Below are 12635 nucleotides of genomic sequence, written 5' to 3'. Positions count from 1 at the left end.
CCGCCCCTGGCGTAAACTGAATTATAATCAGTGAGCGAGGTGAACTTCCATGGCACAATCGAAAGAGATGCGTGCACGGGCTAAGAAGTTTCAAGGCCGTCCGGTCTGTGTCACCCTGCACAGCGGAGAGACTTATGTCGGCTACATCACCGACGTTAATCGCGGCGGGTTGGTACTTTCCAGTGCTGGGGCTCCCCCGCGTGCTCCTTCCAGGAAACAAGACTCCCGACCTCTCAAACGCAGAGCCAGTTCGCATGCCTCGGGCGTCCGTCTCGGCAACCGGAAAAGCGGTGCACGTAAACCGTCTAGCCGTTCGCGCTCTCGCAAGCCGGACGCCAAGGTGTCGGCATTCCTGCCGATGATGGGCTCGCTGTTAGGCGGCCTTGGCGGCTCCACTGCGGGCGCAGGAGGGCTTGGCGGTATGCTCGGCGGCGGCTTGCGACTGTTCGGCATGATCCAGAAATTTGTCCCGGTTGTGAAGATGGGCTACGGCATGATCAAGTCTATTCGCCCGTTTCTCGGCGCTGTTAAAGGCTTGATGCCCTCGGCTAGTCCGACTACGCCGAATAACGAATAATCGTACCCCTGTGGACTTTAAGCCCCCTTTGAGTGGTCAGGTCAAAGGGGGCTAGTCCACAAACCTTTATCACTACCACTGTCTAATCCAAATCGGTTTGAACTCGGAATAGCCCATCTCCTTTAATAAATCCCAGGCATTATCCAGAACCTGAGGTTTCCCCTGGGTCCAAAGCTCTTGTCGTTTTGCCATCAAGTAAGAGATAATTTCAGCGATATGCTTGGGTTTACCCAGATGGAGGACAGTTTCCATGTTATTATTTTGTGCTGAAATATCATAAAAGGCCCAATAAGTACGAGGCTCTTCATAGGGAGGATCTGCCTGGAAGATGAGCGTGACTTTGATGTTTTTATTCTCTTTGGGAGATAGGTTTAAGACGAAGCGGGACCCGCCTGAATACCAATAAACGAAGGCATAACCGTCGACCGTAATATTTCTTAACTGGCTTTTCATTATTTTCTCCCTCACTCTATGTTGTTTAAAATGAACTGCGTTTAATGAGTTTAATTAAATAATTATGTCGTTAATTTCCGAGAAATGAGGAGTGGCTTACATGAATAACAAGGTGATTATAGTCTAATCCACATATAGATTCCATTCATATGGATTTTTCCTGTGGTACTCTAGATACATATCATTTTAAAGAGGTACGACCCATAGAAAAAACAATAAAATTGCTGGATAAGTAAACAAGGAAACCTGGCTATGGTCAACAGGAGGGTTCAAATATGTGGTTTAGGAAGAAAGAAACGCAACTGGATCGAATAAAAAACAAACTGAGTCAAGCCATGCGCAAAGACGCGGACTTCTCGGTGTTTGGAGCATCCTCACATCAATATAGGGTTAAAGAGAAGCTTACAGCAAAAGAGCTAGAGGACTGGCAAACCCTCAATCAGGTCACACTTCCTGAGCCTTACGCGCTGTTTTTAATGAAAATCGGCAATGGAGGCGCCGGACCCTACTATGGAATTTATTCACTTGGAAAGGCAACTTCCTACACCGAGCGCCAGGTGCTCCTTGCAAAATCCGTTCTGCATCCCGGGATGACCAAAGAGGAATGGAACCATCTGATTGAGCCCCTGACCAGGGACGAGGACATTCCCGATGAGGAATATGACGACACCTGTAATAAGGTGTTGGGCGGCATGTTGTGCATAGGTACCCAAGGCTGCGAATACGACATGTATCTCGTACTTGAAGGGAAATATAGGGGGAGAATTGTGTACACCTCCGATTTTCATCCCGATCATCCTTTTTTCTTTGTCTATGAAGGCAGCTTTCTGGATTGGTATGAGCGCTGGCTGGATGAAATTATTCTGGATTATGATATCGGGTGGTTTGGCAGTCGAATGCCGGGTGATGAGAATGCACTGATCCAGATTTATCAGAGCGCTCCAAACGAAGAAATCCAAGCCAAAGCGCTTGATGGATTGTTCAAGTTTAAGAAGGTCTCTCAGCTAACCCTTGCTTTTTTGAAAAATATTGCGGAACAAAGCCCCAAAAATCGGACCACAGCCATTAGGCTCATCTGCAAAACTTCCTTTGACACGGGTAGAAAATATCTTCTGGAGCTGTTGCAATCGGATGAACATGAGGATTTTCTTCAAGCTTTACAGATTCTGCACGCTTCCAGTAAAACTGAGGATTTAACGAAGTTTATTTCAGTGATCTTGCAAAGGCTTGACAGGATTGACGACCCAGAAGCGTTGCGTTATGCAGGGTATATTTTGGAGAATTACGGTGCGATTACGCTTCAGAACTTTGCGCCTTTCTTGTGTCATGTCGACCTGAAAATGCAAACCACTGCCATCTATGCCGCACGCAGTTGCGAAAACAAGCTGGAAAGCTGGCAGATCATTGAGCAGATGTTGATGGGGGGCGGCCCGCAGGTTCTGAATAACTTGATTTTATACTGGGGCATTATCCCACATGAGAAGTTGCTACCTTACTATAAGGCGGTATGGCCGGAATATAAAAGCAATCCGAATTTCAAAGGAAAATTTATCAGCTGTTTGCGAGAACTGCATTTGCCAAATGATTATTTCGACAAAGACGAATCGTGAGGAAGGCGTGTATAAATTATCCATAAAATGTTGACGGATAAGTTTAGAGTATCAGCCTTCAATTGATTGGCACCTGCAAGCTCACCTTCGTGATGTTTCATTAATGTCTCGTACACAACTTTATTGGCCGTTTAAATAACAACTGGAGGTATATCCATGCAAATACTTGAAACCAACCGATTGATCCTGCGGAATTTTGCCGCAACCGACGCTGCCGGATTGTTAGAGTATACAGCTAATCCAAGAGTTAACTGCTTTATGGATCACCAGATTTCGACGTTGGAGGAAGCTACAGAGGAGGTCGAAAAAAGAAGCAGTGACGACTCCCATATCGCGGTATGACTGAAAGACAGCAACGAACTGATCGGGGAACTATTTGGTATGAAGGAAGAACGAGATTCGGATACGTATGGTATTGGATGGAATTTTAATGCCAGATTTGAAGGGAAAGGGTACGCAAGTGAGAGCGCCAACGCCTTCATAGAATATCTCTTTACGCAACAAGAAGTAAGGAGACTGTACGCCTATGTTGAGGACGATAACTTCCGTTCCCAGAAGCTGTGTGATAAACTGGGCTTTCGCCAGGAAGGCTGCTTCATGGAATTCGTTTCATTTGTTAAATACGAAGACGGCACGCCGAAATACGAGAATACGTATCAATATGCATTACTGAAAAAAGAATGGCTCTCTCAACGTGCTAATCAGAAATAAAGAACAAGAGATTAAACTCATTTTTAAAACTAAGAAACGTTACATAACAAATACGGCGACTTCTCTTTAGTGGATTCCAGAGAAAAGTCCGTTTGCTTTTAAGTTTCGATATAGGGTCTGGTTTAGCTACTCCAAAACGGCTTTGCAATCTGCTGACCTTGATCGATCTTCGTCCTTACTCAGCTTCACAGGTTGTTTCCGCAAGCTTCCAGTCACTCACAAGTTACTATAAGTTAGAACACAACTTTATTGTCTGTAGACAACGAGGAAGCCAAAAAAATGCTAAAACGCTACTGACATCCCGTTGTCAGTAGCGTTTTTGTATATTAGGAGTATGCGAATATCGCAGTGCCTTGAGAGGGAGCGACCCTTCTCAAAATCTTATTATAGAGGTGGAACTTATTCATGGAAAATATCAAGTGGGAAGTTGATCCGGACCACAGCTCCGTCGAGTTTTCGGTAACGCATTTAATGATTAATAGAATCAAAGGAGTATTCGAGCATTTCCAAGCGATCTTGAGTTTTGACCCCAACAACCTAACAACCATGGGTATTCAGGCTTCCATAGATGCAAATAGTATCACAACTCGCCAATCGCAACGAGATGAGCACCTGAAGAGCGACGGCTTCCTTGATGCAGCCAAGTATCCAACCATTACGTTTGAAAGCACCAGCTGCGTCCTTGCTGGCGAAAGGCAATATGAACTTACGGGCAATCTAACTTTGCATGGAGTAACAAAACCCATCACTTTTCATACCGTTTTTGAAGGACTTAACAAAGACCCTCGCGGCCGGGAACGTGTAGGATTTCATTCTACAGCCAGTATTGAACGCAATGAATTTGGCTTGATATTTAACTCGTATCTGGAAAAAGGCGGGATTGTTGTCGCGAATGAAGTGAGAATTGAACTTTATATCGAGGCAATTAAAATAGAGTAGCGATCCTATACATGATTTAATCTGTGCCTAGTAATGAATTAATTATGTTCAGGTAGCTTTTTTATAAACCAACCCAGCACTATAATAAGTATTGCAAGAATAAATTCAATCCAAAAAACTGTTTGTAGACCGGAAACCATGCTTTGTGTCTTCTCATGCATTGCAGTGGGATTGAGCGAATGATGAAGATAACGATTGGCTCCAGACGACATGATGCCGACGAACAATGCGATGCCAATTCCACCTGTAATCTGTTGGAGCGTATTGTATATGGCTGTGCCATGAGGAACCAGGTGACGTGGAAGTTGATTCAATCCTGTTGTCTGAGCCGGCATGACGACGAATGACATGCCTAAGAATAAGAGGATATGATTGAACAGAACGGAACCTTGTGTTGTATCACTGTCGATGTCGGTAAACAGCCACAACGATATGGCGATCAGGAATAGTCCGGGCACAATGACGGGTCTCGGCCCGAATTTATCGAGTAATTTACCCGATACCGGCATCAGCATCCCGTTCAAAATGCTACCTGGCATTAGAAGTAAGCCTGTCGCAAATGCTGTCAACTTCATCACATCCTGCATATAGAACGGCAGCAATGTTGTTGTGGCGAATAGAACCATCATCAGAATTACAATCAATACCGCAACCAGAGAAAAAGTGTAATGCCGGAATACGGAAAGATCGATCAACGGCTCTTTGATCTTAAGCTGGCGCCATACAAGCAAGAGCAAGAAAAGGCTGCCTATTGCAATCGATCCGTAACCTTCAGGCTCAAGTGAGACACTTGTTTGGCTGAAGCCATAGGTGACGCAGCCGAAACCGACGGTTGACATCACAATGGATACAAGATCGACCCTTGGCTTGGTCAGTTCTGTCACATTCTTTAAGTACACGAATGCATAAATCATCGAAAACAGTGCGATAGGAATCACCATGTAGAACAGCCATCGCCATTGAAAGGTATCGATAATCAAGCCAGACAAAGCTGGCCCGATGACAGGGGCGACCATGATGACCAGCCCCATGAGACCCATGGCGGCACCCCGGCGTTCTGGAGGATAGAGGGCGAGAATCGTATTCATCATCAACGGAATCAATAATCCTGTTCCGCAAGCCTGAACAACCCTGCCCATCAGCAAGATTCCGAATCCCGGGGATACTGCACACAAGCAGGTACCGGCCAAAATAACGCCATCGCAGACATAAACATCTGGCGAGTCGTGAACCATTGCTGTAGTAATGCGGTCACCGGCACCAGTACGCCGATCACGAGCATATAACCGGTCGATAACCATTGTATGGTCGAAGCAGCAACGTTAAATTCTCTCATCAATGCAGGAAACGCATTGGTAAGTAAATTTTCGTTAAGAAAAGCGACAAATGTACCGATGAGTAGAGCGGTTAATATTGCCCCTCTCTTCATTTCTCTTGCATCTTGAGCCTGATTGTCCATCTTCTACCTCCCCATTGTTCATGACGTTCCGTCTATTGTTTGTACATCGCTTATCCCGCAACGCCTGAAGATCATTTTACGTGGAGTGGGATGAATTGGAAAAAGCGAAATTACTCATCATACTCGGAAATTCATTCATATTTCGAAAGCAAAAGGGGGGTCCGCCACGGTGTCGCTCATTCGCGCATTATTTCTTGACAAGATGAGGTTAGGGGATTATGATAACGTGCCGGTCAACTCTATAAGGCAAATAAAATCAAAAAGGCTGATTTTTCGTAGTGCCTTGGCACCGGAATCGTCAGCCTATCGTGCAGATTATCCTACACCATCACTTTCTAACAAAGAATAAAAATTATCACGGTCTTGGTCATCAAATTTGCCAAGTGCCCTTACCCTAACAAATTCATGTCCGCCATACATGTCTATTTCCTCACCGTACCTATTGTAGAGCGCGATTATATTTCCATCCTGATTCAACTCCAAGTACCCGTAATATTTTGCTTCAGGCACTTCACCGTAAAAAAGCGTAAATCTGATCTTGATCACTCTGTGCATGCAGATCCTCCTCTACTGCCTTTCATATTGGCTTTGAATATATACAGTATTCCCCACAAAATGTCAACAGATTTAGTTTTCAGGTGATAATGCTGGATAAGTTATTTCGCTTCGCATCTGGCAAGGAATCCAAAAAAGGCCAAAACGCTACTGACATTCCGTTATCAGTAGCGTTTTGTATATTACGAGTATGTGAATATCACAAATTCCCCCCTTCACTTCAATTTCTTCTTTACCGTCTCTCCTTCAATTAACACGGGCTGATAATAGGTTTGGTTGCTTAGATCCTTCTTCCCTTGTAGTTTCCTAATAACCCAGTCGGCGGCATCACGGCCCATTTGTTCCTGTGGGTGTGTCAATGTTGTTAGTTTGATGTTTGCATTTTTGGAAATATAGGAATTGTCTTGGCCAATAATGGACAAATCTTCGGGAACGGATATACCAAGTTGTCTGCATACATGTACAACTTCTAATCCCACCTCGTCGTTATAGCAGACAATTGCGGTTAAATCGTCTCTTTGTTCGGTCAGGAATTTCTTTAAGTTGGTGGACAGTTCCTGCTTTGTCTCAGTATAGAATGAGAGCACTTGCTCGGGGTGAAAGCGTAATTTGGCTTCGCCAAGCGCTTTGATATAACCCTTCATTCGATACTTCCCTTGTAAATCGTCCATTTTGGCAATGATGCCAATCTGTGTGTGTCCGTTAGCGATCAATTCTTTGGTTGCCAGATAGCTGGATTGTACGTCATCGAGACAGAAGTAAGGAACCTCCAACTCTTCATAATAGGCATTAATCATGATGAATGGAACATCCTGTTCCTTGAACGTCAGATAGTAAGCGATATTGGGATTATATAGATTGCTCTTCGTAGGCTCAATGATCAAACCATCGACACCAAAGGACAGCATCATCTCCAAAGCTTTCTTTTCCTGTGCGACATCATTATTGGTACTGGCTAATAGTAATGAATAATTATCTTCGTTCAATCTGGCTTCAATCCCGCGAATAATAGAGGGAAAGATGTAATCAGAGATGTAGGTTGTGATGACTCCGATGGTTTTATTGCTGGAATTGCCACCGGTTTTTGACCGAAATTGGTTGCTGACATAGGTGCCAGATCCTTTTTCACTTCTTAAAAAACCTTCGTTAGATAGTTCCAAAATAGCCTTTCGAACCGTCTGGCGACTAACTTTATACTTATCCTGCAAAGCGAATTCCGTTGGGATTTGTTCTCCTACGCTGTATGCCCCTGAAAGAATGTTGCTTTTTATATCCTCAAGGATGACCTGATACTTTGGTTTCACTTTATTCCTTCTTTCCAAGTTGTTCTAATACTAATTGATGCATCTATAATATTTGTATGTACATATTTTAGCATAATTATGAGTTTATTATAATCTATTGTCCTATCTGTATAAATACTAAAGTTAAAAATAGAAAAATACTCGGTTCGTCAAAGTATTTGTAAGTATAACTATGGTTTTGTGTTGACAAATGTACGCACAAAAAATATACTAAGGCTGTAAACAAAAGAAAGCGCCTTCTTTCAATTATTGCGATTATAACAGTTGTTCAGAGAGAGGAGTAACGTGAGCATGGATCAAGACATTAAACAAGCGATTACTAAGGGAGAAACCTCACTTGGTATCGAATTTGGATCCACACGTATCAAGGCAGTGCTGATTGATCATCGTTTTGAAACAATCGCATCTGGAAGCTATGAGTGGGAAAACCTCTTGGTAGATGGATATTGGACGTACAACTTAGAGAGCATTATTACAGGTCTACAAGAGGCTTATCGTGAAATGAAACAAGAGGTTGAACAAAAATACGGAATCACCCTTCATACGGTTGGTTCTATAGGATTCTCTGCAATGATGCACGGCTATATGGCTTTTGACAGCAAAGGTGAATTACTTGTTCCGTTCCGGACTTGGCGGAATGCGACAACTGGTGCTGCAGCAAAAGCTTTAACTGATAAATTCCAATTCAACATTCCTGAGCGATGGAGTATTGCTCACTTGTATCAAGCGATATTGAACGAAGAACAACATGTTCCTCATATTGATTTTATTACGACGTTGGCTGGATATATTCACTGGCTGCTGACTGGCAACAAAGCCATTGGCATCGGAGACGCTTCGGGGATCTTCCCAATTGATGAGACTACACATGATTATAACGAGTCGATGGTTAAGCAATTTGATGAACTCATTGCAGCCAAAGGCTACGATTGGAAATTACAAGACATTATTCCTAAAGTTCATATCTCAGGCGAGCAGGCAGGTGTACTAACCGCAGCGGGAGCCAAAATCTTAGATAAATCCGGAGATTTGCAATCAGGTATTCCGCTTTGTCCTCCAGAAGGTGATGCGGGAACAGGAATGGTCGCTACGAATAGTGTGAGAAAACGTACTGGCAACGTGTCTGTGGGAACCTCAGTTTTTGCCATGATCGTATTAGAGAAGGATCTTTCGGCGGTATATCCGGAAATTGATCTGGTGACCACACCGAATGGTAATCCGGTCGGAATGGTTCATGCCAACAACTGCTCAAGTGATCTCAATGCTTGGCTGGGCTTGTTCCGTGAGTTCTATGAGGCCATGGGGCAAAAGGCGGACCCGAATCAATTATTCAGCGTGTTGCTGAATAAGGCCCTGGAAGCAGATCCAGATGGCGGCGGCTTACTTAGCTACGGCTATTTGTCAGGAGAAAACATCACCGGAATAGAGAAAGGCCGGCCATTGTTTGTCCGCTCCCCTGAGAGCCGTTTCAATTTGGCCAATTTCATGCGCACTCATCTGTTCACTGCATTTGCTGCTTTGAAAATCGGGATGGATATTTTGACGAAGAGAGAAAATGTCGCAATTGACAGCATTCTGGCTCACGGCGGTTTATTCAAAACCCCTATCGTTGGACAAAAAATTGTCGCGGCAGCTATGGATGTTCCGGTATCCGTGATGGCAACAGCTGGAGAAGGCGGAGCGTGGGGTATGGCTATTCTGGCTTCTTACATGATGAACAAGGATCAGCAAGAAAGTCTGGAAGACTTCCTCGACCAAAAAGTATTCAGAGATGTTGAGGGACAAGAAATTCATCCCGACGGTTCCGATGTTAAGGGATTCGAAACATTCTTGGAACGCTACACACAAGGCCTGGCGATTGAGCAGGCTGCTGTAGATAATCTAGTGGAAAACTGGAGGAATTGACGTGTTAGAGCAGCTGAAAGAAGAAGTATTTCAAGCCAATCTGGATTTGCCTAAACATGGACTCGTAAAATACACCTGGGGTAACGTAAGTGCTGTTGATCGTGAGCGCAGCTTATTCGTTATCAAACCGAGTGGTGTTAGCTATGACACGATGAAACCTAGCGATATGGTAGTTGTTGATTTTGACGGCAATGTGGTTGAAGGAGAGATGAGGCCTTCATCGGATACACCGACTCATGCCGTACTTTACAAGCACTACGCAGAAATCGGCGGTATTGTGCACACGCATTCGACCTGGGCGACCGTTTGGGCTCAAGCCGGCCTGGACGTACCTGTAATGGGGACTACTCATGCAGACACCTTCTATGGTTCTGTTCCTTGTGCTCGTTTCTTGACACAAGAGGAGATTGATCGTGGTTACGAAGCCGAAACAGGCCGTGTCATTATCGAAACTTTTGAGCAGCGTGGGCTGGATATTTTAGCAGTGCCAGGTGTCCTGCTTAAGGGTCATGCTCCCTTCACTTGGGGAAAAGATGCGAAATCCGCAGTTATGAATAGCGTCGTATTGGAAGAAGTTTCGAAAATGAACCTATTCGCACGGGAATTGAATCATTTTGCTGAAGAATTGCCGCAGCGTATTCTAGATAAACACTATTTGCGCAAACATGGGAAAGACGCTTACTACGGGCAAAAATAAGACCAACTAAACTAACAAACGAAGAAAAGAGGATGAATGTTATGTCAACAGTAGGTACAAAACAGTTCTGGTTTGTCGTAGGTTCACAACATCTGTATGGGGAAGAAGCATTAGCAGAAGTGAAAGCACACGCACAAGAAATGACCGATGCCTTAAATAAAAGCGGTGTGTTGCCTTATCCGCTCGTATTGCAGGATCTGGCAGTTAGTGCAGACAAAATCACCAGCCTCATGAAAGAAGTCAACTATCGTGATGAGGTTGCTGGTGTCATCACTTGGATGCATACTTTCTCACCTGCAAAAATGTGGATTCGCGGTACTAAATTGTTGCAAAAACCGCTGCTTCATTTGGCTACTCAGTATAATGAAAGCATTCCTTGGGCTACAATTGACATGGACTTCATGAACCTCAACCAGGCAGCTCATGGTGACCGTGAATATGGATTTATCAATGCCCGTCTGAAAAAACAGAATAAAGTGGTCGTAGGGTATTGGGAACGCGCGGAAGTGCAAAAGCAAATCGCAGAGTGGATGGATGTAGCGGTTGCTTATAACGAAAGCTTCAATATCAAAGTTGCCCGTTTTGGCGACAACATGCGTAACGTTGGTGTTACGGAAGGGGATAAGGTCGAAGCCCAAATCCAATTTGGATGGACCGTTGACTACTTCGGAATTGGCGACCTTGTTCAGTACGTCAATGCTGTGAAGGAAGAAGAAATTGATGCTTTGTTCGCGGAATATTCCGAACTGTATGAATTTGATTATGGTACTTACAGCAAGGAAGCTTGGGAATCCAGCGTAAGAGTGCAAGCAAGCTATGAAATTGCTATTAAACGATTCCTGAATGATGGTGGTTATACTGCCTTCACTACAAACTTTGAAGATCTCTACGGTATGAAACAGCTTCCTGGTCTTGCCGTTCAACGTTTGATGGCACAAGGATACGGCTTCGCTGGTGAAGGAGACTGGAAGACTGCAGCGCTCGATCGTCTGCTTAAAGTCATGAGCCATAACCAATCCACTGGCTTTATGGAAGACTACACCTATGAATTAGCAGCTGGTCAGGAATCGATCCTTCAATCTCATATGCTTGAAGTTGACCCAACGTTGGCAAGCAACAAGCCTAAAATTATCGTTTCTCCGTTAGGTATCGGCGATCGTGAAGATCCAGCCCGTCTGGTATTTGACGGTAAGGCAGGAGACGGTGTGGTTGTTTCCATGGCTGACTTTGGCACACATTATAAACTGCTGATCAATGAGGTTACTGCATTTGAACCAACAGTTCCTGCTCCCAAACTTCCAGTGGCCCGTGTACTGTGGAACGTGAAGCCAAACTTCCAAGATGGAGTTAAAGCATGGATTGAGAACGGCGGCGGTCACCATACTGTAGTTTCCTTGAATCTAACTACAGACCAAATTGTTGCTTATGCAAAACTGGTTAACCTGGAATACGTAATTATTAAATAATTATAGATCATCTATAAAAGCATTGGGTCAGTCCTCAGGACCCAATGCTTTTTATTGTTTCTCAGAGGATTTTTAATTCATGAGGATGTGATACTATGGCGAATTTACCATCTGCGGCAACAAAATTGGTTATGGTTGAAGGGATACCTGGCTCTGGAAAATCTACATTATCCCAATATATACAGGACACCTTAAACACGCATCGAATAGAATCAGAGCTATTTTTAGAAGGGAACTTACGACATCCCGCTGATTATGAATCGGTTGCATGTGTGCCGAATGAGGAACTTGATAGGCTCCGGTCTAGCTATGCCGATGTATTTCATGATATTGATCCATTTGTATCGCTAAGCGGTAACGACTCATTAATCGCATACGCGCTTGCGCAGCAATCAGCTCAAAATGAAATTCCTTCTAGTTTGTATGAGGAAATCCGGCGCTATGAAATCTACGATGGAATACCTGTAGAAAAATATTGCGAGTTGATGGTTCAACGTTGGAGTTCTTTTGCTAAGAATCAGCGAGAAAAGGATAAGCTGGTCATACTCGAATGCTGTTTTTTACAGAACCCAGGGTGTGCATTACTCGCTCGACATGATGCTGGAAATGATCGATTTGTTCAGCACGTATTACAGATTGCGGAGCAAATTCAGGACCTTAATCCAATTTTGTTCTATCTGAAGCAACCTAGTGTCCGTGAGACGATTGAGCGAGTGAAAACGATGAGGCCTCAAGAGTGGCTAGATTTTGTGATTTGGTACCATACGGAGCAGGATTATGGAAAAAATAAGGGGTTGCACGGGTACGATGGATATATACAGTTCCTTGAACATCGACGAGAGCTAGAATTGCACATTATTGAGCAGCTTCCTTTTCAAACTTTTATAATGGATAACTCCGATTATGATTGGGAGAATCAACAGCGGACTGTTTCGAACATCATGATGAAGTATTTATAA

Annotated in this window: 10 protein-coding genes and 2 pseudogenes; 8 read left to right on the top strand and 4 right to left on the bottom strand. The window is 43.9% G+C overall.

All coding sequences use genetic code 11. The features are described 5' to 3' along the window. Positions 1 to 49 precede the first annotated feature (49 nt). Entirely contained in the window at positions 50 to 577 is a 528-nt protein-coding gene (locus MKX36_RS24940; RefSeq protein WP_340866027.1) for a hypothetical protein, read from the top strand. A 72-nt stretch (positions 578 to 649) separates the two neighbouring features. Here MKX36_RS24940 and MKX36_RS24935 read toward each other — a convergent pair whose 3' ends face one another. After that, positions 650 to 1030, bottom strand: a complete 381-nt coding sequence (locus MKX36_RS24935) for a hypothetical protein (RefSeq protein WP_340866026.1) — start codon at positions 1028 to 1030, stop codon at positions 650 to 652. 275 nt (positions 1031 to 1305) lie between these two features. Here MKX36_RS24935 and MKX36_RS24930 point away from each other — a divergent pair, with 275 nt between their 5' ends. From MKX36_RS24930 to MKX36_RS24920, 3 genes and pseudogenes are all read left to right on the top strand, one after another. Next, a complete protein-coding gene (locus MKX36_RS24930; protein ID WP_340866025.1) occupies positions 1306 to 2640 on the top strand; it encodes an SMI1/KNR4 family protein in 1335 nt (444 codons plus the stop codon). A gap of 156 nt (positions 2641 to 2796) precedes the next feature. Then, positions 2797 to 3351, top strand: a pseudogene (locus MKX36_RS24925) (GNAT family N-acetyltransferase). A gap of 405 nt (positions 3352 to 3756) precedes the next feature. Further along, entirely contained in the window at positions 3757 to 4290 is a 534-nt protein-coding gene (locus MKX36_RS24920) for a YceI family protein (RefSeq protein WP_340866024.1), read from the top strand. A 38-nt stretch (positions 4291 to 4328) separates the two neighbouring features. On the opposite strand, the pseudogene MKX36_RS24915 reads toward MKX36_RS24920, so the two are convergent. The 3 genes and pseudogenes from MKX36_RS24915 to MKX36_RS24905 form a co-directional block, all read right to left on the bottom strand. Next, positions 4329 to 5749, bottom strand: a pseudogene (locus MKX36_RS24915) (MDR family MFS transporter). 315 nt (positions 5750 to 6064) lie between these two features. After that, complete coding sequence (locus tag MKX36_RS24910) at positions 6065 to 6304, bottom strand: hypothetical protein (RefSeq protein WP_025366236.1); 240 nt, start codon at positions 6302 to 6304, stop codon at positions 6065 to 6067. Between the two features lie 215 nt (positions 6305 to 6519). Then, positions 6520 to 7608: a GntR family transcriptional regulator gene (locus tag MKX36_RS24905; RefSeq protein ID WP_340866023.1), complete on the bottom strand. Its 1089-nt coding sequence runs from the start codon at positions 7606 to 7608 to the stop codon at positions 6520 to 6522. A gap of 291 nt (positions 7609 to 7899) precedes the next feature. On the opposite strand from MKX36_RS24905, the gene MKX36_RS24900 reads away from it, so the two are divergent. The 4 genes from MKX36_RS24900 (at position 7900) to MKX36_RS24885 (ending at position 12635) form a co-directional block, all read left to right on the top strand. Continuing rightward, entirely contained in the window at positions 7900 to 9513 is a 1614-nt protein-coding gene (locus MKX36_RS24900; protein ID WP_017426026.1) for a xylulokinase, read from the top strand. Position 9514: 1 nt separating this feature from the next. Then, positions 9515 to 10210: an L-ribulose-5-phosphate 4-epimerase gene (locus MKX36_RS24895; RefSeq protein ID WP_016822497.1), complete on the top strand. Its 696-nt coding sequence runs from the start codon at positions 9515 to 9517 to the stop codon at positions 10208 to 10210. A 41-nt stretch (positions 10211 to 10251) separates the two neighbouring features. After that, positions 10252 to 11676 carry an L-arabinose isomerase gene (araA, locus tag MKX36_RS24890; RefSeq protein ID WP_340866022.1) on the top strand — a complete coding sequence of 475 codons (1425 nt, stop codon included), beginning with the start codon at positions 10252 to 10254 and terminating at the stop codon, positions 11674 to 11676. 95 nt (positions 11677 to 11771) lie between these two features. Then, positions 11772 to 12635, top strand: coding sequence for a hypothetical protein (locus MKX36_RS24885; RefSeq protein WP_340866021.1), 864 nt, complete (start codon positions 11772 to 11774; stop codon positions 12633 to 12635).

The sequence above is a fragment of the Paenibacillus sp. FSL W8-0439 genome, assembly GCF_038008995.1.
Classification (GTDB): Bacteria; Bacillota; Bacilli; order Paenibacillales; family Paenibacillaceae; genus Paenibacillus; species Paenibacillus polymyxa.
This window is presented reverse-complemented; position numbering and strand designations above follow the sequence as displayed.

Excerpts from the sequence above, each read along its gene's own strand:
- MKX36_RS24920 (WP_340866024.1), top strand. The coding sequence starts at position 3,757 with ATGGAAAATATCAAGTGGGAAGTTGATCCGGACCACAGCTCCGTCGAG.
- MKX36_RS24935 (WP_340866026.1), bottom strand. The coding sequence starts at position 1,030 with ATGAAAAGCCAGTTAAGAAATATTACGGTCGACGGTTATGCCTTCGTT.
- araA (WP_340866022.1), top strand. The coding sequence starts at position 10,252 with ATGTCAACAGTAGGTACAAAACAGTTCTGGTTTGTCGTAGGTTCACAA.
- MKX36_RS24940 (WP_340866027.1), top strand. The coding sequence starts at position 50 with ATGGCACAATCGAAAGAGATGCGTGCACGGGCTAAGAAGTTTCAAGGC.
- MKX36_RS24930 (WP_340866025.1), top strand. The coding sequence starts at position 1,306 with ATGTGGTTTAGGAAGAAAGAAACGCAACTGGATCGAATAAAAAACAAA.
- MKX36_RS24885 (WP_340866021.1), top strand. The coding sequence starts at position 11,772 with ATGGCGAATTTACCATCTGCGGCAACAAAATTGGTTATGGTTGAAGGG.
- MKX36_RS24910 (WP_025366236.1), bottom strand. The coding sequence starts at position 6,304 with ATGCACAGAGTGATCAAGATCAGATTTACGCTTTTTTACGGTGAAGTG.
- MKX36_RS24900 (WP_017426026.1), top strand. The coding sequence starts at position 7,900 with ATGGATCAAGACATTAAACAAGCGATTACTAAGGGAGAAACCTCACTT.